This is a genomic window from Streptococcus infantis SPAR10 (assembly GCF_000279535.1).
Classification (GTDB): Bacteria; Bacillota; Bacilli; order Lactobacillales; family Streptococcaceae; genus Streptococcus; species Streptococcus infantis_I.
Map to the genome: position 1 here is coordinate 113,758 of NZ_ALCH01000005.1, position 23,882 is coordinate 137,639.

Sequence of the window (23,882 nt, forward strand, 5' to 3'; positions counted from 1 at the left end):
CTAGAAAAAATGGTACAATAGTCACAGATATTTAGGAGATTAGTATGAGATTATTACCTATGAGAAAAATTTCTCGTCATTCAAAAAGATTGGCGCTTTTTTTGACTTTTTGTGCAGGCTATGTAGATGCCTATACCTTTATAGTAAGAGGGAATACCTTAGTCGCTGGGCAAACGGGGAATGTGGTATTTTTATCAGTCGGAATCGTTCAGAGAAATTTAGCTGATGCTGAAATAAAGATATTGACACTTTTATCTTTCATGTTAGGCGTTTTTTTGCTTACGATTTACAAAGAAAAACTTCGCATTGTTAAAAAACCCATTATATCACTTATACCATTGGCCATTTTATCATTGATAATCGGCTTTATTCCATTGAGTGTAGATAACATGTTTATTGTTCCTCCTCTGGCTTTTTGTATGGGTCTCGTTACAACAGCTTTTGGAGAGGTTTCAGGGATAGCCTATAACAATGCATTTATGACGGGAAATATTAAACGCACCATGTTGGCTTTTGGCGAATATGTTCGGACTAAGCATACAGCCTTTTTGATGGAAGGATTGATTTTTGTGAGCCTACTAGTTAGTTTCATTCTAGGAGTAGTATTTTCAGCTTACTTAACGATTATCTTCAACGAAAAAACGATTTTAGGCGTCCCTATCATGATGAGTATTTTTTATCTAAGTATGGTTTTATCTTCTTTGAAAAAAAGTCTGATAAAAGGCTGAATTTTGAGTGAAAATACTTGTCAAAAATTTGGAATCATGCTATACTTGTAGAGTTGACTATGCACAGTCCTGTGCAACCGCACGAACATCGTTGCTTGATTCATCAAGTTTAAGTGGTTCGTCCCACGATGCTAGGCGAGTCTTCACAAAAATTCGGGGTAACCCCAAAAAATCATAGGAGGTGCATAATGAGCACATACGCAATTATCAAAACTGGCGGAAAACAAGTTAAAGTTGAAGTTGGTCAAGCAGTTTACGTTGAAAAATTGAACGTTGAAGCTGGTCAAGAAGTTACTTTTAACGAAGTTGTTCTTGTTGGTGGTGAAAACACTGTTGTCGGAACTCCACTTGTTGCTGGAGCTACTGTAGTTGGAACTGTTGAAAAACAAGGAAAACAAAAGAAAGTTGTTACTTACAAGTACAAACCTAAAAAAGGTAGCCACCGCAAACAAGGTCACCGTCAACCATATACTAAAGTTGTCATCAACGCAATCAACGCTTAATTTTAAGGAGAACGCATGATACAAGCAGTCTTTGAGAGAGCCGAAGATGGCGAGCTGAGGAGTGCGGAGATTACTGGACACGCCGAGAGTGGCGAATACGGCTTAGATGTCGTGTGTGCATCGGTTTCTACGCTTGCCATTAACTTTATCAATTCAATTGAAAAATTTGCAGGCTATGAACCAATCTTAGAATTAAACGAAGATGAAGGTGGCTATCTGATGGTTGAAATTCCAAAAGATCTTCCTTCTCACCAGAGAGAAATGACACAATTATTCTTTGAATCATTTTTCTTAGGTATGGCAAACTTATCGGAGAACTCTTCTGAGTTCGTCCAAACCAGAGTTATCACAGAAAACTAACACGGAGGAAAACATTATGTTAAAAATGACTCTTATCAACTTGCAACTTTTCGCCCACAAAAAAGGTGGAGGTTCTACATCAAACGGACGCGATTCACAAGCTAAACGTCTTGGAGCTAAAGCAGCTGACGGACAAACTGTTTCAGGTGGATCAATCCTTTACCGTCAACGTGGTACACACATCTATCCAGGTGTAAACGTTGGACGTGGTGGAGACGATACTTTGTTCGCTAAAGTTGAAGGCGTAGTACGTTTCGAACGTAAAGGTCGCGATAAGAAACAAGTTTCTGTTTACCCTATCGCTAAATAAGAATTATAAAAGGCTTTCCAAGATTTTTGGAAAGCTTTTTTCTTGAATAAAATTAGCATTAGTTATTTTTTAAGTTTACTTGAGAAACTATTCTAAATCAATAAAATCTTAAGGGACTTATTTGATTTATTATGATAGATAATAAGAAAGAAATATGGTATAATATAGGGTGAGACCTTATGAATAAATAGTGAAAGAGTATATAAAAAATAATGAAAAAAATTGTCATTAACGGTGGGCGTCCATTAAAGGGTGAAATAACCATTAGCGGAGCAAAAAATAGTGTAGTTGCTTTGATTCCAGCTATTATTTTGTCAGATGATGTAGTTATTTTGGACTGTGTTCCAGACATCTCTGACGTTGCTAGTTTGGTTGATATCATGGAAATTATGGGTGCTAGTGTAAAGCGCTATGATGATGTTTTAGAGATTGATCCTCGTGGTGTTCAAAATAAACCAATGCCATATGGTAAAATCAACAGTCTTCGCGCATCCTATTATTTCTACGGCAGTCTCCTTGGACGTTTCGGTGAAGCAACAGTAGGTTTACCTGGTGGATGTGACTTGGGACCTCGTCCGATTGACTTGCATTTAAAAGCCTTTGAAGCTATGGGTGCTAAGACAACCTATGAGGGAGACAATATGAATCTCTCAACAAATGGTTCTAAGTTGCAAGGCGCACACATCTACATGGATACTGTTAGTGTTGGAGCAACTATTAACACAATGCTTGCAGCGGTAAAAGCCCAAGGACGTACAGTCATTGAAAACGCGGCTAGAGAGCCTGAAATCATTGATGTAGCTACTTTGTTAAATAATATGGGAGCTCATATTCGTGGTGCAGGTACAGATATGATTACTATCGATGGTGTTGAATCTTTACACGGCACACGCCATCAAGTAATTCCTGACCGTATTGAAGCAGGGACTTATATTGCAATGGCTGCTGCTGTGGGACAAGGAATTCGTATTAACAATGTACTTTATGAACATTTAGAAGGTTTTATCGCAAAACTTGAGGAAATGGGTGTTCATATGACGGTTTCTGAAGATAGTATCTTCGTTGAAGAGCAAACAAATCTTAAGGCTGTTAATATCAAAACAGCTCCATATCCAGGATTTGCGACAGACCTTCAACAACCGATTACTCCTCTTTTGTTGAAAGCTGAAGGACGAGGAACATTGATCGATACCATTTATGAAAAACGTGTCAATCATGTTTTCGAATTAGCCAAAATGAACGCAGATATTTCTACAACGAATGACCATATTTTCTACAAAGGTGGCAATCCTTTACAAGGTGCAAGTGTAAGAGCGACAGACTTACGTGCAGGTGCAGCTTTGGTTATTGCTGGATTAATGGCTGAAGGTAGAACAGAGATTACTAGTGTTGAGTTCATCCTACGAGGCTACTCAAATATTATTGAGAAATTACGTAATCTTGGAGCAGATATTGAGCTAATTGAAGATTAGCAATTCGAGGATAACAATGAATATCTGGACAAAATTAGCAATGTTTTCTTTCTATGAGACGGAACGTTTGTATTTCCGTCCATTCTTTTTTACGGATGTAGAAGACTTCCATCAGCTGGCATCAGACCCTGAAAATCTTCAATTTATTTTTCCTACGCAAGCTAGTATTGAAGAAAGTCAATATGCTCTTGCCAACTACTTTATGAAATCACCCTTGGGAATTTGGGCCATTTGTGATCAAAAAGACCAAAAAATGATTGGAGCAATTAAGTTTGAAAAGCTTGATGAAATAAGGAAAGAAGCTGAAATTGGCTATTTTTTAAGGAAAGACTATTGGTCTCAGGGATATATGACGGAAGCAGTTACCAAATTGCGAGATTTGTCTGTGAATCAGTTTGAATTAAAACAACTGTCTATTGTGACACATCTGGAAAATAGCGCCAGTCAAAAGGTTGCGCAAAAGTCCGGCTTCGTTTTATATCGTCGGTTTAAAGGTAGTGACCGCTATACTCGTAAGATGCGGGATTATCTAGAATTTTGCTATACAAAAGGAGAGCTAAATGAGTAAACACCAAGAAATTTTAGCTTATTTAGAAGAATTACCAGTCGGAAAACGGGTTAGCGTTCGAAGTATCTCAAATCGTCTGGGAGTGAGCGATGGGACAGCCTATCGTGCGATCAAAGAAGCTGAAAATAGAGGCTTAGTTGAAACACGTCCTCGAAGTGGGACAGTCCGTGTGAAGTCAAAAAAAGTTGCCATCGAAAAGCTAACATTTGCAGAAATTGCAGAAGTTACTGGTTCAGAAGTTTTAGCTGGTCAAGCTGGTTTGGAGAGAGAATTCAGTAAATTCTCCATTGGAGCCATGACAGAAAAGAATATTCTTTCTTATCTTCATGATGGCGGTCTACTTATTGTCGGTGACAGAACACGGATCCAATTATTGGCACTTGAAAATGAAAATGCAGTCTTGGTAACCGGTGGATTTGAAGTTCATAAAGATGTTTTGAATGCTGCTGATAAGAAAAATATTCCAGTATTACGTAGTAAACATGATACATTTACAATTGCGACGATGATCAACCGTGCTTTGTCAAATGTTCAAATTAAGACAGATATTTTAACGGTTGAAAAGATTTATCGTACTAGTCATGAATATGGTTTTTTACAAGAAACGGATACTGTAAAAGATTATTTAGATTTAGTTCGTAAGAATAGGACTAGTCGCTTCCCTGTTATCAATCAGCATAAGGTTGTTGTGGGCGTTGTAACCATGCGAGATGCTGGAGATAAATCACCAGGTACAACCATTGATAAGGTTATGACAAGAACTGTCTATATGACTGGATTAGCAACGAATATTGCTAACGTGAGCCAGAGAATGATTGCAGAAGATTTTGAAATGGTACCCGTTGTGAGGAGCAATCAAACCTTGCTAGGTGTCATTACTAGACGGGATGTCATGGAAAAAATGAGTCGTTCTCAGGTTTCAGCACTCCCAACATTTTCAGAACAGATTGGACAAAAGTTGTCTTATCATCATGATGAGGTTGTCATTACAGTTGAACCTTTCATGCTTGAGAAAAATGGTGTCCTTGCAAATGGTGTCCTTGCAGAAATCTTAACCCATATGACTCAGGATTTGGTCGTTAATAGTGGGCGTAACCTGATCATTGAACAGATGTTGATTTACTTCTTACAGGCTGTTCAGATTGATGATGTTCTACGTATTCAAGCTAGAATTATTCACCATACGAGACGGTCGGCTATTATTGATTATGACATTTATCTCAATCATCAAATTGTATCAAAAGCAAATGTTACTGTAAAAATTAATTAGAATCTAGGAGAAAACATGATTACATTAAAATCAGCTAGAGAAATCGAAGCTATGGATAAGGCTGGTGATTTTCTTGCAAGTATCCACATTGGCTTGCGTGATATCATCAAACCAGGTGTAGATATGTGGGAAGTAGAAGAGTATGTCCGCCGTCGTTGTAAAGAAGAGAATTTCCTTCCACTACAAATCGGTGTGGATGGAGCCATCATGGACTATCCATATGCAACCTGCTGCTCACTCAATGACGAGGTAGCTCATGCTTTTCCACGCCACTATATTTTGAAGGAAGGCGATTTGCTCAAGGTTGATATGGTCCTTGGTGGGCCAATCGCTAAGTCTGACCTCAATGTTTCTAAACTCAATTTTAACAACGTTGAGCAGATAAAAAAATATACTCAAAACTTTACGGGTGGATTAGCTGATTCTTGTTGGGCATACGCAGTTGGTAAACCATCAGAAGAAGTTAAAAACTTGATGGACGTGACCAAGGAAGCTATGTATAAGGGTATCGAGCAAGCTGTTGTTGGTAACCGAATTGGTGATATTGGTGCAGCAATTCAAGAATATGCTGAAAGTCGTGGATACGGTGTTGTTCGTGATCTTGTAGGACACGGTGTTGGCCCAACCATGCATGAAGAACCAATGGTTCCTAACTATGGTGTAGCTGGTCGTGGTCTCCGTCTTCGTGAAGGTATGGTCTTGACAATCGAACCTATGATTAATACAGGTGATTGGGAAATCGATACAGACATGAAAACAGGCTGGGCTCACAAAACTATTGACGGTGGTCTATCATGTCAGTATGAACACCAGTTTGTTATTACCAAGGATGGACCTGTAATCTTGACAAGTCAAGGTGAAGAAGGAACTTATTAATAAAAAAGGGAGCTGAGCTCCTTTTTTTTCGTTTTAGTTGAAATCAAATTTGCGTAGCAGATATCTTACAAAAGTTTTCTTTTATAGTAAAATAAAAGATAACTATATGAAAGAAGGTTCTTAATTGGAAAGTATTATATTTTTTATTTCTGTCTTTTTAGCTGGTGTCTTGTCATTCTTTTCGCCCTGCATTTTTCCCTTGTTACCAGTCTATGCAGGTGTTTTATTAGATGATCAAGAACAGTCAAAAACATTTCGGTTTTTAGGTAAAGATGTTGCCTGGTCAGGATTAATTCGGACACTCTGTTTTATCACAGGTATCTCTCTGATTTTCTTTATTCTAGGGTTTGGAGCAGGATTTCTCGGGAACTTACTCTATGCTGATTGGTTCCGTTATGTTATGGGTGGCATTATTATCATACTAGGCTTGCATCAGATGGAAATCCTTCATTTACAAAAATTAGAGTTCCAAAAAACAGTAACATTTAATCAAAAACAGTCTAGTAAATATCTATCAGCCTTTCTATTAGGTATCAGTTTCAGCTTTGGTTGGACTCCATGTATTGGTCCAGTTTTAAGTTCTATTTTAGCACTGGCTGCCTCGGGAGGAAATGGAGCTCTTCAAGGGGCATTATTGACCCTTATCTATACTCTTGGAATGGCGCTTCCATTTTTAGTATTGGCCTTGGCATCAGGTCTGATTATGCCTTATTTTAGTAGAATTAAATCTCACCTGCTCTTACTGAAAAGAATTGGTGGTTTACTGATTATTCTCATGGGAATTTTATTGATGTTGGGACAGTTAAATGTCTTATCTGGAATATTAGGATAAAAGGAGTTATCTATGAAAAAAACAATCTATTTTGGACTTAGTTTCTTATCTATCTTTCTTTTGATTGCTTGTGGCAAAGAAGAGAAGAAATCAAGTCAGGAAAATCAAACGACTCAAGCACAGCAACAAGCAACGGTTAAGCAAATAGCTGTAGGAGCAGAAGCACCGGATTTTACGCTCCAATCTATGGATGGAAAAGAAGTCAAACTATCTGATTTTAAAGGTAAAAAATTTATCTAAAATTCTGGGCTTCTTGGTGCGGACCATGTAAAAAAAGTATGCCAGAACTAATGGAACTTGCTGCAAAAGAAGATCGTGATTTTGAAATTTTATCTGTTATTGCACCAGGTCTTCAAGGTGAAAAAACGATTGACCAATTTCCAAAATGGTATGAGGAGCAGGGCTATAAGGATATACCTGTCTTATATGACACTAAGGGAACAACCTTCCAAGCTTATCAAATTCGAAGCATTCCAACAGAATTTTTGATTGATTCACAAGGGAAAATTGGAAAAATTCAGCTTGGAGCGATTAGCAATGCAGACGCTGAAAAAGCCTTTGCTGAGATGGAATAAATAAGATAAGAAAAGCTGTCTAAACGTTTGTCTAGACAGCTTTTTTAATATTAAATTAGTTTTTAGAAGCTGCTTGGAATTCTGGATTTTTCCATGCTTCGTCAATAATTTCTTGCAATTCACGAGCAGAAAGTTGCATTTTTTGAGTTTCAGCGTCGTTCAATGGGATGTTAACTGGGCGAACGATACCGTGCGCACCAACGATAGCTGGTTGACCGATAAAGACGTTTTCAACTCCGTATTGTCCTTCTTGGAAGACTGAAAGTGGAAGAACCGCATTTTCATCATCAAGGATAGCTTTTGTGATACGAGCAAGAGCAACTGCGATACCGTAGTATGTAGCACCTTTTTTGTTGATGATTGAGTAAGCTGCATCACGAACTGAGATGAAGAGTTCAACAAGGTCAGCTTCATTCAAGTCACGGTTAGCTTGCAACCATTGTTCCAATTTAACACCGGCAACGTTAGCGTGTGACCAAACAGCAAACTCAGAGTCACCGTGTTCACCCATAATGTAGGCGTGAACTGAACGTGCATCAACACCGATAGTTTCAGCAAGTGCTTGACGGAAACGAGCTGAGTCAAGTGAAGTACCTGAACCGATAACGCGTTCTTTAGGGAAACCTGAGAATTTCCATGTTGAGTAAGTTAAGATGTCAACTGGGTTAGCAGCAACAAGGAAGATACCGTCAAAACCAGACGCAACAACTTGTTCAACAATTGATTTGTTGATAGCAAGGTTTTTACCAACAAGGTCAAGACGAGTTTCACCTGGTTTTTGTGGAGCACCAGCAGTGATAACTACAAGGTCAGCGTCCGCACAGTCTTCGTACTTAGCTGCATAGATTTTTTTAGGTGAAGTAAAAGCTAGCGCATGGCTAAGGTCTTCAGCATCACCAACTGCTTTTTCAAACAATTGAGGAATTTCAATGATACCAAGTTCTTGTGCAATTCCTTGTGTTACGAGGGCAAAAGCGTAAGATGAACCTACGGCACCGTCACCGACGAGGATAACTTTTTTGTGTTGTTTAGTTGCTGTCATTTGTCTAAACATCTCCTTTATTTTATTAAGGGGGAACCCCCATTTGATTTCATTCTATCACTTTTGCTAGGCTTTGTCACGGATATACCTTCGGGATAAATATGTAAACGTTTTACACGTGTTGTTAGACTGTAAAATAGTCCAAACTATGGTATAATATATCTAGTTACTAATAGTGAAATGAGGCATTTGTTAATGCAAGATAAAAATTTAGTGAATGTCAATCTGACCAAGGAGATGAAGACTAGCTTTATCGACTACGCCATGAGTGTAATCGTATCGCGTGCTCTTCCTGACGTTCGTGATGGGTTGAAACCTGTTCATCGTCGTATTTTGTACGGAATGAACGAATTAGGAGTTACGCCTGATAAACCTCATAAGAAATCTGCCCGTATTACAGGGGATGTCATGGGTAAATACCACCCACACGGGGACTCATCTATCTACGAAGCTATGGTTCGTATGGCTCAATGGTGGAGCTACCGCTACATGCTTGTAGATGGGCACGGTAACTTTGGTTCTATGGACGGTGATGGCGCTGCCGCGCAACGTTATACTGAGGCACGTATGAGTAAGATTGCTCTTGAAATGCTTCGCGATATCAATAAAAATACCGTTGATTTTGTTGATAACTATGATGCCAATGAACGAGAACCTGTTGTTTTACCAGCTCGTTTCCCAAATCTTTTGGTCAATGGTGCTACAGGTATTGCCGTTGGTATGGCGACCAATATTCCGCCACATAACTTGGGTGAAACCATTGATGCTGTTAAACTCGTCATGGATAATCCTGAAGTTACAACCAAAGATTTGATGGAAGTTTTGCCTGGTCCAGACTTCCCAACTGGTGCCCTAGTTATGGGTAAATCAGGTATTCATAAGGCGTATGAGACTGGTAAGGGATCTATTGTTCTTCGTTCTCGTACGGAAATTGAGGAAACGAAAACAGGTCGCGAACGTATCGTTGTCACTGAATTCCCATATATGGTCAACAAAACCAAAGTACATGAACATATTGTGCGTCTGGTTCAAGAGAAACGTATTGAAGGTATTACAGCTGTTCGTGATGAATCTAACCGTGAAGGTGTTCGTTTTGTTATTGAAGTTAGACGCGACGCATCAGCTAATGTTATTTTGAACAACCTATTTAAGATGACTCAGATGCAGACTAGCTTTGGTTTTAACATGCTTGCTATTCAAAATGGTGTTCCAAAGATTTTATCGCTTCGCCAAATCTTAGATGCTTATATTGAGCATCAAAAAGAAGTTGTGACTCGTCGTACTCAATTTGACAAAGAAAAAGCTGAGGCACGCGCACATATCTTGGAAGGTTTGCTAATTGCTCTGGATCATATTGATGAAGTCATTCGTATCATCCGTGCAAGCGAAACTGATGAAGAAGCTCAAGCAGAATTGATGAGCAAGTTCAAGCTATCTGAACGTCAAAGCCAAGCGATTCTAGACATGCGTCTTCGTCGTTTGACCGGTTTGGAACGTGATAAGATTCAATCCGAATATGATGACCTCATTGCTTTGATTGCCGACTTAGCAGACATTCTTGCTAAACCAGAACGCGTGGCCCAAATCATCAAGGAAGAATTGGATGAAGTCAAACGCAAGTTTGGAGATAAACGCCGTACTGAGTTGATGGTTGGTGAAGTCTTGACACTTGAAGATGAAGACTTGATTGAAGAGTCTGATGTTCTTATCACTCTATCAAATAAAGGTTACATCAAACGTTTGGACCAAGACGAGTTTACTGCCCAAAAACGTGGTGGACGCGGTGTTCAAGGAACAGGAGTCAAGGATGATGACTTTGTCCGTGAGTTGGTTTCTACCAGCACCCATGATCACTTGCTCTTCTTTACCAACAAAGGTCGTGTCTATCGTTTGAAAGGTTATGAAATACCAGAATATGGTCGTACAGCCAAGGGATTGCCTGTAGTTAACCTCTTAAAACTGGATGAGGGAGAAAGCATCCAAACTATCATTAATGTCGAATCAGAACGTAGTGATGATGCATACATCTTCTTTACGACTCGAGCAGGTATTGTTAAGAGAACTAGCGTTAAAGAATTTGCGAACATTCGTCAAAATGGTCTAAAAGCCTTGAATTTGAAAGATGAGGACGAATTGATCAATGTTCTTCTGACTCAAGAAGATACTGATATCATTATCGGTACTAAGTTAGGCTATGCAGTTCGTTTCAATCAATCATCCGTTCGTAGCATGAGCCGTAGCGCCACAGGTGTTAAAGGAGTAAATCTTCGTGAAGGAGATGCTGTAGTTGGAGCTAGAGTGATTACCGATAAAGATGAAGTTCTTATCATTACTGAAAAAGGATACGGTAAGCGTACAGTTGCCACTGAATATCCAACTAAAGGTCGTGCTGGTAAAGGTATGAAAACTGCTAATATTACTGATAAAAACGGTCAACTTGCAGGCCTTCTCACAGTAAAAGGTGACGAAGATTTGATGGTTATCACAGATACCGGTGTCATGATTCGTACAAATGTTGCCAATATTTCTCAAACTGGACGTTCAACCATGGGAGTTAAGGTTATGCGTTTAGATGAGAACGCTAAGATTGTAACCTTTACAACAGTTGCGGCAGCTGAGAAAGAAGAAGTTGGGGCAGAAAACGAAACAGAAAGTGAAGAATAATGTCTCAAAAAAGAACTAAGAGTAAAAAAAATAAACGTAAGAATCTGCTGATTAATATTTTAGCTGGCTTTCTAATCCTTTTGTCTCTATCCTTGATTTTTAACTCAAAGATTCGTAATATCTTTATGGTTTGGAATACTAACAAGTATCAAGTTAGTCAAGTTTCAAAAGAAAAGCTTGAAGAGAATAATGGTGCAGAAGGGAATTTTGATTTTAATTCTGTGAAGGCAATTTCTTCAGAGGCTGTTTTATCAGCTCAATGGGATGCACAACAGTTGCCTGTTATAGGTGGGATTGCTGTTCCGGAAGTAGAAATCAACTTACCAATCTTTAAAGGTTTGGACAATGTAAACTTGTTCTACGGAGCAGGAACCATGAAACCAAATCAAAAAATGGGTGAAGGAAATTATTCTCTAGCTAGTCACCATATCTTTACAGCTGAGAATGCTAGCCAAATGCTATTTTCTCCTTTGGTTAATGCCAAAGAAGGTATGAAGATTTATTTGACGGATAAGGATAAAGTTTATACCTATGAAATTCGTGAAGTGAAACACGTAACACCAGACCGTGTTGATGAGATTGATGACCGTGAGGGTATCAATGAAATCACCTTAGTGACATGTGTGGACTATGATGCTACCGAACGGATTATCGTAAAGGGAGATTTAAAAGAAATCAAATCTTATTCAGACACTCCGTCAGATGTCTTAGCTGCATTTAATAAACCATATAAACAAAGATATTAATTTGTAAATTTTTAGAAAAAGGTTCGCTAAAGATTGCGAGCTTTTTTCTTGTCAATTTCAGAAAATAGATTAGGTAAAGACTTTTCAATTCCACCAAAAAGTAGTATAATGTTTCTATTATAGAAATTTTTAGAAAATTCCAAAAGAGGTTTGTTATGGGATATACAGTTGCTGTTGTCGGTGCTACAGGTGCCGTTGGTGCTCAAATGATCAAAATGTTGGAAGAATCAACTCTTCCAATCGATAAGATTCGCTACCTTGCGTCTGCACGTTCTGCAGGAAAGGTCTTGCAATTCAAGGGCCAAGATGTGACTATTGAAGAAACAACAGAAGAAGCTTTTGAAGGAGTCGATATTGCTCTCTTCTCAGCTGGAGGTTCAACTTCTGCAAAATACGCACCTTATGCTGTAAAAGCAGGGGCGGTAGTAGTTGATAACACTTCTTATTTCCGTCAAAATCCAGATGTACCTTTGGTAGTGCCTGAAGTGAATTCCCACGCTCTTGATGCTCATAATGGGATCATCGCCTGTCCTAACTGTTCAACTATTCAAATGATGGTAGCTCTTGAACCAGTTCGTCAAAAATGGGGCTTAGATCGTATCATCGTTTCAACTTATCAAGCTGTTTCAGGTGCAGGTATGGGAGCCATTCTTGAGACACAACGTGAATTGCGTGAAGTATTGAATGATGGTGTAAATCCACGTGATTTGCATGCGGAAATTTTGCCATCAGGTGGCGATAAGAAACACTATCCAATTGCTTTTAATGCTCTTCCTCAAATTGACGTCTTCACTGAGAATGACTATACTTATGAAGAAATGAAGATGACAAACGAAACTAAGAAAATCATGGAAGACGATAGCATTGCCGTTTCAGCAACTTGCGTACGTATTCCAGTTTTGTCAGCTCACTCTGAGTCTGTTTACATTGAAACAAAAGAAGTAGCACCAATCGAAGAAGTTAAAGCTGCGATTGCTGCCTTCCCGGGTGCAGTTCTTGAAGACGATGTGGCTCACCAAATCTATCCACAAGCTATCAATGCGGTTGGTTCTCGCGACACATTTGTTGGTCGTATCCGTAAAGACTTGGATGCTGAAAAGGGAATTCATATGTGGGTGGTTTCAGATAACCTTCTCAAGGGTGCTGCTTGGAACTCAGTTCAAATTGCAGAAACCCTTCATGAACGTGGTCTAGTACGCCCAACAGCTGAGTTGAAGTTTGAATTGAAATAGGGAGCAAAACAGAAATCAGTAACTCGAAGAGTTTGATTTCTTCCTCTTATTTTATGTATAGAACAGGAGGCAAAGGCAAGTATGCCCCAGCCTCTTTCTTATATAGAGAAAGGTTTTTTCTATGTCTTATCAAGATTTAAAAGATTGTAAAATTATCACTGCTTTTATTACTCCTTTTCATGAAGATGGGTCAATAAATTTCGACGCTATTCCAAAGTTGATTGAACATTTATTGGCACATCATACAGATGGTATTCTCTTGGCGGGGACGACTGCTGAGAGTCCGACTCTTACTCACGATGAGGAGTTGCAGTTGTTTGCAGCTGTTCAGAAGGTTGTTAATGGACGTGTTCCTTTAATCGCTGGTGTTGGTACTAATGATACACGCGACTCTATTGAGTTTGTCAAAGAAGTAGCAGAATTTGGAGGTTTTGCAGCCGGTCTCGCAATTGTTCCCTACTACAATAAACCATCTCAAGAAGGAATGTATCAGCACTTTAAAGCTATCGCAGATGCGTCTGATTTACCTATCATTATCTATAATATTCCAGGTCGTGTAGTAGTTGAATTGACTCCGGAAACCATGCTTCGCTTAGCGGAACATCCAAATATCATCGGAGTTAAAGAATGTACCAGCCTTGCAAATATGGCCTATTTGATTGAGCACAAACCAGAAGAATTCTTGATATACACTGGAGAAGACGGAGACGCCTTCCATGCTATGAACTTGGGTGCTGACGGGGTTATCTCTGTTGCTTCTCATACCAATGGTGATGAAATGTATGAAATGTTCACTGCGATTGAAGAAAGTGATATGAAGAAAGCGGCAGCTATTCAACGTAAATTTATTCCCAAGGTTAATGCTCTCTTCTCATACCCAAGTCCTGCACCTGTTAAGGCAGTCCTCAACTATATGGGATTTGAAGCTGGTCCAACGCGCCTACCATTGGTTCCTACGCCTGAAGAAGATGCTAAACGCATTATCAAAGTTGTTATTGACGGAGACTATGAAGCAACTAAAGCGACTGTCACTGGAGTTCTTCGACCTGATTACTAATATAACTAACATAAATAGAAACTTCCTAACAAGTAAAATTGTTGGGAGTTTTTTCTTTTTTTACGAATAGATAAATAGAGAGAGAAAAAGGAGTCGATCATGAAAATTAAGATTGATAATTTCGAAATTTATAAGTTAAAGCAAGCAGGTTTAAGTAATCAGCAGGTTCTGAATGTACTTCAATATGGAGAAATTTATGATCAGGAATTGAGTTTAGAGACGATCGCTGAAGCCTCAGAGTGTCGTAATCCAGTGGTTTTTATGGAGCGGTATCATAAACTGACTTTTGAAAGCATGGAACGTTTAAAGAAAGATTTTGAAAAGTTCCCATCATTTTCGATTCTGGATGATGTTTATCCCATTTCGCTTAGTGAAATTTACGATGCACCAGTATTGCTTTTTTATAAAGGAGATTTAAATCTCTTAAAATTACCAAAGATAGCAGTTGTAGGGAGTCGCTCTTGTAGTCAAACCGGAACCAAATCAGTCCGGAAAGTCATTGAAGAACTGGAGAATGAATTAGTTGTGGTGAGCGGACTTGCTAGAGGAATCGACACAGCAGCCCATATGTCAATTCTTCAAACTGGTGGCAAAACGATTGCAGTGATCGGGACTGGTTTAGACGTCTATTATCCCCGCTCCAATAAACGTCTTCAAGAATACATTGGAGACAATCATTTAATACTAAGTGAGTACGGACCAGGGGAAGAACCCTTGAAATTTCACTTTCCTGCCAGAAATCGCATTATTGCAGGATTGTGTCGAGGAGTTATCGTTGCAGAAGCTAAAATGAGATCTGGTAGCTTAATCACTTGTGAGCGTGCTATGGAGGAAGGTAGAGATGTCTTTGCGATTCCAGGTTCCATTTTAGATGGACGCTCAGACGGCTGTCATCATTTGATCCAAGAAGGAGCAAAACTAGCAACATGTGGGCAGGATATTCTCGCCGAGTTTGAGTTTTAGACATAGAATCATTTCATTTAGCAAACTTTTCTTCTATTGTATGGGTGTTAAGTCTTGACAGGTTTTTAAAAATGGTTTACACTTTATAAAGTTTAATTACTTTGAGAAGGTGTGATACTGTGGTAACGGCAACCAAAAAGAAAAAATCAACAAGTAAAAAAAATCTTGTAATCGTGGAGTCGCCTGCTAAGGCGAAAACGATTGAAAAATATCTAGGACGTAATTATAAGGTTTTAGCCAGCGTCGGACATATTCGTGATTTGAAAAAATCAAGTATGTCAGTCGATGTAGAAAATAATTATGAACCCCAATATATCAATATTCGTGGTAAAGGTCCTCTCATCAATGATTTGAAAAAAGAAGCTAAGAAAGCCAATAAAGTCTTTCTTGCAAGTGACCCGGACCGTGAAGGAGAAGCTATTTCTTGGCACTTAGCGCATATTTTAAATCTTGATGAGAATGACGCCAACCGTGTTGTTTTCAACGAGATTACCAAGGATGCGGTTAAAAATGCCTTTAAAGAACCTCGTAAAATCAATATGGATTTGGTCGATGCTCAACAAGCCCGTCGTGTTTTGGACCGTTTAGTGGGGTATTCAATTTCACCAATTCTTTGGAAAAAGGTTAAAAAAGGTTTATCAGCAGGACGTGTTCAGTCTGTTGCTTTAAAGCTAATCATTGATCGCGAGAATGAAATCAATGCCTTCCAACCAGAAGAATATTGGACGATTGATGGTGTCTTTAAAAAAGGTACCAAGCAATTCCAAGCTTCTTTTTATGGAATGAATGGCAAGAAGATGAAGTTGACTACCAATGATGAAGTCAAAGAAGTTTTATCTCATATGAACAGCAAGGATTTTACAGTTGATCAAGTAGATAAAAAGGAAAGAAAGCGCAATACTCCTCTTCCATATACAACGTCTTCTATGCAGATGGATGCTGCTAACAAGATTAACTTCCGAACTCGTAAGACTATGATGGTTGCTCAGCAACTCTATGAAGGAATCAATATTGGTAAAGGTGTCCAAGGTTTGATCACCTATATGCGTACGGATTCTACTCGTATCAGTCCAGTTGCTCAGAACGAAGCTGCTAGTTACATCAATGAACGTTTTGGTAGTAAGTATTCTAAACATGGTAGCAAAGTGAAAAATGCCTCTGGCGCTCAAGACGCCCACGAAGCTATTCGTCCTTCAAGTGTCTTTAATACGCCTGAAAAAATTGCTAAGTATTTGGATAAAGACCAGCTTAAACTTTATACCCTTATCTGGAACCGCTTTGTAGCGAGTCAAATGACTGGTGCAATTTTTGATACAATGGCTGTTAAATTATCACAAAATGGTGTTCAATTTGCAGCGAATGGTAGTCAGGTTAAGTTTGATGGTTATTTAGCTATTTATAACGATTCTGATAAGAATAAGATGCTGCCAGATATGGAAGTAGGAGATGTGGTTAAACAGGTCAATAGTAAACCTGAACAACATTTCACACAACCGCCTGCACGATATTCAGAAGCAACACTGATTAAAACCTTGGAAGAGAATGGAGTTGGACGTCCATCTACCTATGCTCCAACCATTGAAACAATCCAAAAGCGTTATTATGTGAGATTGGCTTCTAAACGCTTTGAACCAACTGATCTAGGTCGAGTTGTTAACAAGCTGATTGTCGAATACTTCCCAGACATTGTAAATGTGAAATTTACTGCTGAAATGGAAGGGAAACTGGATGATGTCGAAGTCGGAAAAGAAGAGTGGCAACGGGTTATTGATGAATTTTACAAACCATTCTCTAAAGAGGTTGCAAAAGCTGAAGCAGAGATGGAAAAAATTCAAATCAAGGATGAACCAGCTGGATTTGACTGTGAAGTTTGTGGCAGTCCTATGGTGATTAAGATTGGACGCTTCGGTAAGTTTTACGCATGTAGCAATTTCCCTGATTGCCGACATACACAAGCCATTGTCAAAGAAGTTGGTGTTACATGTCCAAATTGTCATCAAGGGCAAATCATCGAACGCAAAACTAAACGTAATCGTATATTCTATGGCTGCAATCGTTATCCAGAATGTGAGTTTACTTCTTGGGATAAACCGGTTGGACGTGATTGTCCTAAGTGTGGCCACTTCCTCATGGAGAAGAAAATCCGTGGTGGAGGCAAACAAATTGTATGTAGCAATGGTGACTACGAAGAAGAAAAGATTAAATAATAGTGAGAGGGCTGAAGTAGATACTTCAGGCCTTTTTCTAATTTAAACTTGACAGATTTTATCTTTTTATGCTTAACTAGAAGAAGATTATTCTTAACTAGGAGTAGACATGCGTATCATTTATCTCAGTATTGGCTTTATTTCATTAGCTTTGGCTATCGTTGGTGTAGTCTTACCGCTATTACCAACAACTCCCTTCCTCTTATTATCAATTGCCTGTTTTTCTAAATCTTCTAAGCGTTTTGAAGATTGGCTCTATCATACCAAGCTCTATCAAACCTATGTTGCCGATTTTAGAGAAACCAAGTCCATTGCGCGTGAACGCAAGAAAAAAATCATTGTTTCGATTTATATCTTGATGGGAATTTCCATTTATTTCGCACCTCTTTTACCAGTAAAAATTGCTTTAGGATGTTTAACAATATTTATAACCTATTATCTCTTTAAGGTAATACCAGATAAAGAATAGCTAAAAAAGTAATGATTTTCCTTGATAAAAAGTGGGGGTTACTTAAAACAATATGATATAATAATATCAAATAAATCGTCAAGGAGTATCAAATGATTTACGAATTTTGTGCTGAAAATGTAACCTTGCTTGAAAAGGCTATGCAAGCTGGAGCTCGCCGTATTGAGCTCTGTGATAATCTTGCTGTTGGTGGAACGACACCAAGTTATGGAGTAACTAAGGCAGCTGTTGAGCTGGCAACTAACTACGATACGACTATTATGACTATGATTCGTCCACGTGGTGGTGACTTTGTTTACAATGACATCGAGATTTCTATTATGCTCGAGGATATTCGTCTAACTGCTCAAGCAGGTAGCCAAGGGGTTGTTTTTGGTGCCTTAACAGCAGATAAGAAGTTGGATAAGGCTAACCTCGAAAAGTTGATTGCTGCATCTAAAGGTATGGAGATTGTCTTCCATATGGCTTTTGACGACTTAAGTGACCAAGAACAACTAGAAGCTATTGATTGGCTCAGCCAGGCTGGTGTAACACGCATCCTCACTCGAGCTGGTGTATCTGGCGATTCGTTAGAGAAACGTTTTGCTCACTACCGCAGAATTTTAGAACACACAGCAGGAAAAATTGAAATTTTACCTGGTGGGGGGATTGACATGGACAACCGTCAAACCTTTATTGACCAACTGGGTGTGACACAATTACATGGAACTAAGGTTGTCTTTTAAAAAATAGAAAGGAACTGCTAGCTTTTGGTAGCAGTTTTCGCTTATGTTTGAAATTTTTAAAGCCTATCAGTTTAATATTAAAAAGGCTAAAGAGTATGGATTTGTAGAAAAACAAGGTGTATGGACCTATAGTTCGACTATCTTGCAGGGTGATTTTCTTATGAAGATTATAGTTGAGGATAGTGATTTAACTTTTCAGGTTTTTGATCAGGAAACTGGCGAACTCTATCCTCAAGTTCATATGGAAAGTATGAGAGGTACTTTTGTCGGAACTGTTCGAGAAGCTTGTTTAGAAGTTCTTTATGGCATTCGAAAGGCTTGTTTTGAGGTACAGGAATTTCTCTGTCCACAGACCAAGAGAATTATGGCGTTTGTTCAAGAAAAGTATGGCAATCAGCTGGAATATCTATGGGAGAAATCACCTGATACGGCGGTTTTGCGCCATGAAGATAATCAGAAGTGGTATGCTATTTTAATGAGAATTCCTTGGGATAGGCTAGATAAGGGGAGAGATGGGCTAGTGGAAGCAGTCAACCTCAAACACGACCAAGTAGCTGACTTGCTTTCACAAAACGGGATTTATCCAGCCTTTCATATGAATAAACGCTATTGGATTAGTCTTCCACTCGATGACACTCTAACTGACGAAAAGGTCCTTGAATTATTTGAGAGAAGTTGGTTTTTGACTTCTAAGAAATAAATAAACATATTTGAGTTTTCAAATACGTTCAATTCGCAAAATATTCTTTATTGAAGAAATTTTCAGAAAATATTGGATTTTTTCTTGACAAGTGATTTTTCCTATGCTAGAATACTAAACAAGACATCAGACAAAGGAGAAAGCCAAACATGAAAACAGCTAAGTTTAATCAATTTGCTTTGTTGTTGAGGTACTCGGACTAGTGCAAAAGCATTAGTCCTGTTTGGCTTACCAAGCGGGAGTAAATCAACATCTCGCTTGGAACTCCGAGCGAGATGTTTTTTCTATATCGAAAATGTGAAGGGAGAATTCTCATGCGTGTAGTTGAGTTTTTAGATACCAGTCTCCGAGATGGTGAGCAGACACCAGGTGTCAATTTTTCAATAAAGGAAAAGGTTGCTATAGCAAAACAGCTAGAGAAATGGGGAATTTCAGCAATCGAAGCTGGTTTTCCAGCTGCTAGTCCAGATTCATTTACAGCTGTTCAAGAAATTGCTAAGGCTATGAAAAAAACAGCCGTGACAGGCTTAGCTCGTTCTGTTAAATCAGATATTGACGCTTGTTATGAAGCACTCAAGGATGCTAAGTATCCACAAATACATGTCTTTATAGCAACAAGTCCTATTCATCGTAAGTATAAGCTCAATAAGAGTAAGGAAGAGATTTTGGAAGCGATCAGTGAACATGTTTCCTATGCACGGAGTAAGTTTAAAGTAGTAGAATTCTCTCCAGAAGATGCGACTAGAACTGAGCTGGACTTTCTCCTACAAGTCGTTCAAACTGCGGTTGATGCGGGTGCGACTTATATCAATATTCCTGATACAGTTGGATTTACGACGCCAGAAGAGTATGGTGCTATATTCAAATACTTGATTGAGAATGTCAAGACTAATCGTCAGATTATCTATTCTCCTCACTGTCATGATGACCTCGGAATGGCAGTAGCGAATAGCCTCGCTGCTGTAAAGAATGGTGCAGGACGTGTCGAAGGAACCATTAACGGTATTGGAGAACGAGCTGGAAATGCTGCTTTGGAAGAAATAGCAGTTGCTCTCAATATTCGCCAAGATTACTACCAAGCAGAAACCAGTATTGTCCTAAATGAAACCATCAATACGTCAGAAATGGTTTCTCGCTTCTCAGGTATCCCAGTTCCTAAAAACAAGGCCATTGTTGGTGGCAATGCCTTCTCTCACGAATCGGGTATTCACCAAGATGGCGTTCTTAAAAATCCTCTTACTTATGAAATCATCACCCCTGAATTGGTCGGTGTTAAGAGCAATAGCCTTCCGCTTGGAAAATTATCTGGTCGCCATGCCTTTGTAGAAAAACTGAGAGAACTGGCCTTAGACTTCACAGAAGAGGATATCAAGCCACTCTTTGACAAATTCAAATCACTTGCAGATAAGAAACAAGAAGTCACAGACGCGGATATTCGTGCTCTAGTAGCTGGAACCATGGTTGAAAACCCAGAAGGCTTTCACTTTGATGATTTACAACTTCAAACTCATGCGGAAAATGAAATTGAAGCGACTGTCAGATTGGCTAATTTGGATGGTGAGAAAGTCAACTTTAATGCGACTGGACAAGGTTCTGTTGAGGCTATCTTTAACGCTGTTGACAAGTTCTTTAATCAATCTGTTCGCTTGGTATCCTACACTATTGACGCGGTGACGGATGGAATCGATGCTCAGGCAAGGGTTTTGGTTACTGTTGAAAATAGAGAAACAGAAACAATATTTAACGCAGCCGGAATAGATTTCGATGTGTTGAAGGCTTCAGCTATTGCCTACATCAATGCTAATACTTTTGTTCAAAAAGAGAATACCGGAGAGATAGGTCCAAATGTTTCCTATCGCGACATGCCTAGTCTTTAAAGGAGAATATCATGACAAAGAAAATTGTTGCCCTAGCAGGTGATGGGATTGGACCAGAAATCATGGAAGCTGGTTTAGAAGTTCTAGCATCTATAGCCAAAAAAACAGACTTTGACATTGAGATAGTCAAACAACCTTTTGGCGGTGCAGGTATTGATGCTGAGGGCCACCCCTTACCTGACAAAACCCTCAAGGCATGTAGAGAAGCAGATGCTATCCTCCTTGCTGCAATAGGTAGTCCTCAGTATGATAATGCTACAGTTCGACCCGAACAAGGGCTTTTGGCACTCCGCAAGGAACTTAATCTTTATGCCAATATTCGTCCAGTTAAAATTTTTGATAGTCTTAAGCACTTATCGCCTCTCAAACCTGAACGAATTGCTGGTGTTGACTTTGTCGTGGTGCGTGAGTTGACAGGTGGGATTTACTTTGGTGATCATATCCTTGAAGAGCGAAAAGCGCGTGATATCAATGATTATAGTTATGAGGAAGTAAAGCGAATTATTCGTAAGGCTTTTGAAATCGCAAGAAGTCGGAGAAAAATCCTGACCAGTATTGATAAGCAAAATGTTTTGGCAACCTCAAAACTTTGGCGAAGAGTGGCTGAGGAAGTCGCAAAAGATTTTCCAGATGTAATCCTGGAACACCAGTTGGTGGACTCAGCTGCCATGCTCATGATTACCAATCCAGCCAAGTTTGATGTTATCGTGACAGAGAATCTTTTCGGAGATATCCTCTCGGATGAGTCAAGTGTTCTATCTGGTACACTTGGGGTTATGCCATCAGCCAGTCACTCTGAGAATGGACCGAGTCTCTATGAACCCATTCATGGTTCGGCGCCTGATATTGCAGGCCTAGGAATCGCCAATCCTATTTCTATGATTTTATCAGTTGCTATGATGTTGCGAGATAGTTTTGGACGATATGAGGATGCTGACCGTATTGAAAAAGCAGTTGAAGCAACTTTAGCTGCAAGAATTTTAACGAGAGATATAGGAGGACAGGCTTCTACCAAGGAAATGACGGAAGCCATCATTGAAAAATTATGAAGATAAATCAAGGAATTACTTTTGCTATTTTGATTTGGAATCTATTGGTATTTATGATTTATGGTATTGATAAATCTAAAGCAAAAAGAGGTGCTTGGCGCATCCCTGAAAAATATTTATTATCATTTGCATTCTTATGTGGTGGTTTTGGTGCTTGGTTGGCAGGTGTTACCTTTCACCACAAGACTAGAAAATGGTATTTTAAAACGGTTTGGTTCCTAGGAATAGTGACTACACTAGTAGCTTTGTATTTTATATGGAGGTAATGAATGGCAGGAAAATCGATTTTTGATAAATTATGGGACCTCCATGTGATTACAGGAGAAGAAGGACAGCCTCAACTCATGTATGTAGATCAGCACTATATTCACGAGGTGACCAGTCCTCAAGCTTTTCAAGGATTGCGGGATGCAGGACGTAGATTGAGACGACCAGATTTAACATTTGGTACCTTTGACCACAATGTCCCGACTGTCAATATATATGATATTCGGGATGTAATCTCCAAAGCACAGATTGATAAGTTAGCTGAAAATGTTGAAGAATTTGGAATCGAACATGCTGCCCACGGTTCAGAAAAACAAGGTATCGTTCATATGGTTGGTCCAGAAACGGGAAGAACACAACCTGGGAAATTTATCGTCTGTGGTGATAGCCATACTGCAACTCATGGAGCTTTTGGAGCGATTGCCTTCGGTATTGGAACCAGTGAGGTCGAACATGTCTTTGCAACCCAAACCATTTGGCAGGTTAAACCCAAGAAAATGTTGGTGGAATTCACAGGAGTTCCTCAAAAAGGGGTTTATGCCAAAGATTTCATTCTAGCCTTAATTGCCAAATACGGTGTTGCTTGTGGTGTTGGTTACGTGGTGGAGTATCGAGGTCAGGCCATTGATGCACTTAGCATGGAAGAGCGAATGACTATCTGCAATATGTCCATAGAATTTGGTTCCAAAATGGGAATTATGAATCCAGATCAGAGGACTTATGATTATTTGAAGGGTCGAGAGTGTGTTCCCAAGGATTTTGCTGCAGCAGTAGCTGATTGGAAAAGGCTTGTTAGCGACGACGATGCCGTTTATGACAAGGTTATCCGAATGGATGTCTCTGAATTAGCACCTATGGTGACTTGGGGAACCAATCCTGCCATGGGAGTTGACTTTGAGACTAGCTTCCCAGAAATAAAAGATATGAATGATGAACGTGCTTATCATTACATGGATTTACAACCAGGTCAGAAACCAGCTGATATCGAACTTGGCTATGTCTTTATCGGTTCTTGTACCAACGCTAGACTTAGTGATTTACAACTAGCAGCTCGGTTTGTAGAAGGGAAGAAAATCGCTCCAAATCTAACGGCTATCGTGGTACCCGGTTCTCGACCAGTCAAGCGAGCTGCTGAAAAGCTGGGCTTGGATAAGATTTTCCAAGATGCTGGCTTTGAGTGGAGAGATCCAGGTTGCTCTATGTGTCTAGGGATGAATCCTGACAAGGTACCAGATGGTGTTCACTGCGCGTCAACTAGCAATCGTAACTTTGAAGATAGGCAGGGATTTGGAGCGAAGACTCATCTTTGCAGTCCAGCAATGGCAGCTGCCGCAGCTATCGCAGGACGTTTCGTAGACGTTCGGCAAATGCCAGAGGCCCAGTAAGGAGA

23 protein-coding genes, 1 pseudogene and 1 other annotated feature are annotated in these 23,882 nt (G+C 39.3%); of the genes and pseudogenes, 23 read left to right on the forward strand and 1 reads right to left on the reverse strand.

All coding sequences use genetic code 11. The features are described 5' to 3' along the window. Positions 1-44: 44 nt before the first annotated feature. From SPAR10_RS09220 to sdbB, 10 genes and pseudogenes are all read left to right on the forward strand, one after another. The gene (locus SPAR10_RS09220; protein WP_004253388.1) at positions 45-728 is read left to right on the forward strand and encodes a YoaK family protein; all 684 of its coding nucleotides are present in this window, start codon (positions 45-47) and stop codon (positions 726-728) included. A 65-nt stretch (positions 729-793) separates the two neighbouring features. Beyond that, positions 794-881, forward strand: a sequence feature (ribosomal protein L21 leader region). Between the two features lie 35 nt (positions 882-916). Continuing rightward, positions 917-1,231, forward strand: a complete 315-nt coding sequence (rplU, locus tag SPAR10_RS09225; RefSeq protein WP_000109141.1) for a 50S ribosomal protein L21 — start codon at positions 917-919, stop codon at positions 1,229-1,231. 15 nt (positions 1,232-1,246) lie between these two features. Beyond that, complete coding sequence (locus SPAR10_RS09230; protein ID WP_000613699.1) at positions 1,247-1,591, forward strand: ribosomal-processing cysteine protease Prp; 345 nt, start codon at positions 1,247-1,249, stop codon at positions 1,589-1,591. Positions 1,592-1,607: 16 nt separating this feature from the next. After that, positions 1,608-1,901: a 50S ribosomal protein L27 gene (gene rpmA, locus SPAR10_RS09235; RefSeq protein WP_025170575.1), complete on the forward strand. Its 294-nt coding sequence runs from the start codon at positions 1,608-1,610 to the stop codon at positions 1,899-1,901. 212 nt (positions 1,902-2,113) lie between these two features. Then, positions 2,114-3,373 carry a UDP-N-acetylglucosamine 1-carboxyvinyltransferase gene (locus tag SPAR10_RS09240; RefSeq protein WP_004253395.1) on the forward strand — a complete coding sequence of 420 codons (1,260 nt, stop codon included), beginning with the start codon at positions 2,114-2,116 and terminating at the stop codon, positions 3,371-3,373. A 16-nt stretch (positions 3,374-3,389) separates the two neighbouring features. Then, positions 3,390-3,941: a GNAT family N-acetyltransferase gene (locus SPAR10_RS09245; protein WP_004253398.1), complete on the forward strand. Its 552-nt coding sequence runs from the start codon at positions 3,390-3,392 to the stop codon at positions 3,939-3,941. Then, complete coding sequence (gene spxR / locus SPAR10_RS09250; protein WP_004253401.1) at positions 3,934-5,211, forward strand: CBS-HotDog domain-containing transcription factor SpxR; 1,278 nt, start codon at positions 3,934-3,936, stop codon at positions 5,209-5,211. The genes SPAR10_RS09245 and spxR overlap by 8 nt, the downstream gene beginning before the upstream one ends. Positions 5,212-5,226: 15 nt before the next feature. Beyond that, positions 5,227-6,087 (forward strand): methionyl aminopeptidase, encoded by an 861-nt coding sequence (locus SPAR10_RS09255; protein WP_004253403.1) that lies wholly within the window; start codon positions 5,227-5,229, stop codon positions 6,085-6,087. A 124-nt stretch (positions 6,088-6,211) separates the two neighbouring features. Further along, entirely contained in the window at positions 6,212-6,919 is a 708-nt protein-coding gene (ccdA2, locus tag SPAR10_RS09260; protein WP_004253406.1) for a thiol-disulfide oxidoreductase-associated membrane protein CcdA2, read from the forward strand. Between the two features lie 12 nt (positions 6,920-6,931). Continuing rightward, positions 6,932-7,494 (forward strand): annotated as a pseudogene (sdbB, locus tag SPAR10_RS09265) (thiol-disulfide oxidoreductase-associated lipoprotein SdbB). A 55-nt stretch (positions 7,495-7,549) separates the two neighbouring features. On the opposite strand, the gene SPAR10_RS09270 reads toward sdbB, so the two are convergent. Next, entirely contained in the window at positions 7,550-8,536 is a 987-nt protein-coding gene (locus tag SPAR10_RS09270) for an L-lactate dehydrogenase (protein ID WP_004253416.1), read from the reverse strand. A gap of 195 nt (positions 8,537-8,731) precedes the next feature. Here SPAR10_RS09270 and gyrA point away from each other — a divergent pair, with 195 nt between their 5' ends. From gyrA to leuC, 13 genes are all read left to right on the forward strand, one after another. After that, a complete protein-coding gene (gene gyrA / locus SPAR10_RS09275) occupies positions 8,732-11,200 on the forward strand; it encodes a DNA gyrase subunit A (protein ID WP_004253434.1) in 2,469 nt (822 codons plus the stop codon). Next, positions 11,200-11,946, forward strand: coding sequence for a class A sortase (locus tag SPAR10_RS09280; RefSeq protein WP_004253437.1), 747 nt, complete (start codon positions 11,200-11,202; stop codon positions 11,944-11,946). Before gyrA ends, SPAR10_RS09280 begins: the two co-directional genes overlap by 1 nt. 155 nt (positions 11,947-12,101) lie before the next feature. Beyond that, positions 12,102-13,178 (forward strand): aspartate-semialdehyde dehydrogenase, encoded by a 1,077-nt coding sequence (locus SPAR10_RS09285; protein ID WP_004253443.1) that lies wholly within the window; start codon positions 12,102-12,104, stop codon positions 13,176-13,178. 121 nt (positions 13,179-13,299) lie between these two features. Continuing rightward, positions 13,300-14,235 carry a 4-hydroxy-tetrahydrodipicolinate synthase gene (gene dapA / locus SPAR10_RS09290; RefSeq protein ID WP_004253446.1) on the forward strand — a complete coding sequence of 312 codons (936 nt, stop codon included), beginning with the start codon at positions 13,300-13,302 and terminating at the stop codon, positions 14,233-14,235. A 105-nt stretch (positions 14,236-14,340) separates the two neighbouring features. Then, a complete protein-coding gene (gene dprA, locus SPAR10_RS09295) occupies positions 14,341-15,198 on the forward strand; it encodes a DNA-processing protein DprA (protein ID WP_025170576.1) in 858 nt (285 codons plus the stop codon). 119 nt (positions 15,199-15,317) lie between these two features. Beyond that, on the forward strand, positions 15,318-17,405 hold the full coding sequence (gene topA / locus SPAR10_RS09300; RefSeq protein ID WP_004253452.1) for a type I DNA topoisomerase: 2,088 nt from the start codon (positions 15,318-15,320) through the stop codon (positions 17,403-17,405). Between the two features lie 109 nt (positions 17,406-17,514). After that, positions 17,515-17,874, forward strand: coding sequence for a YbaN family protein (locus tag SPAR10_RS09305; protein ID WP_004253454.1), 360 nt, complete (start codon positions 17,515-17,517; stop codon positions 17,872-17,874). A gap of 92 nt (positions 17,875-17,966) precedes the next feature. Then, complete coding sequence (locus SPAR10_RS09310) at positions 17,967-18,599, forward strand: copper homeostasis protein CutC (RefSeq protein WP_004253457.1); 633 nt, start codon at positions 17,967-17,969, stop codon at positions 18,597-18,599. A 43-nt stretch (positions 18,600-18,642) separates the two neighbouring features. Beyond that, complete coding sequence (locus tag SPAR10_RS09315) at positions 18,643-19,299, forward strand: MmcQ/YjbR family DNA-binding protein (RefSeq protein WP_004253460.1); 657 nt, start codon at positions 18,643-18,645, stop codon at positions 19,297-19,299. Positions 19,300-19,613: 314 nt separating this feature from the next. After that, complete coding sequence (locus tag SPAR10_RS09320; RefSeq protein ID WP_004253463.1) at positions 19,614-21,176, forward strand: 2-isopropylmalate synthase; 1,563 nt, start codon at positions 19,614-19,616, stop codon at positions 21,174-21,176. A gap of 11 nt (positions 21,177-21,187) precedes the next feature. Beyond that, positions 21,188-22,225, forward strand: a complete 1,038-nt coding sequence (leuB, locus tag SPAR10_RS09325; protein ID WP_004253465.1) for a 3-isopropylmalate dehydrogenase — start codon at positions 21,188-21,190, stop codon at positions 22,223-22,225. Beyond that, positions 22,222-22,491 carry a DUF1294 domain-containing protein gene (locus SPAR10_RS09330; RefSeq protein ID WP_004253468.1) on the forward strand — a complete coding sequence of 90 codons (270 nt, stop codon included), beginning with the start codon at positions 22,222-22,224 and terminating at the stop codon, positions 22,489-22,491. Before leuB ends, SPAR10_RS09330 begins: the two co-directional genes overlap by 4 nt. Positions 22,492-22,494: 3 nt before the next feature. Continuing rightward, positions 22,495-23,877 carry a 3-isopropylmalate dehydratase large subunit gene (gene leuC, locus SPAR10_RS09335; RefSeq protein WP_004253470.1) on the forward strand — a complete coding sequence of 461 codons (1,383 nt, stop codon included), beginning with the start codon at positions 22,495-22,497 and terminating at the stop codon, positions 23,875-23,877. Positions 23,878-23,882 lie beyond the last annotated feature (5 nt).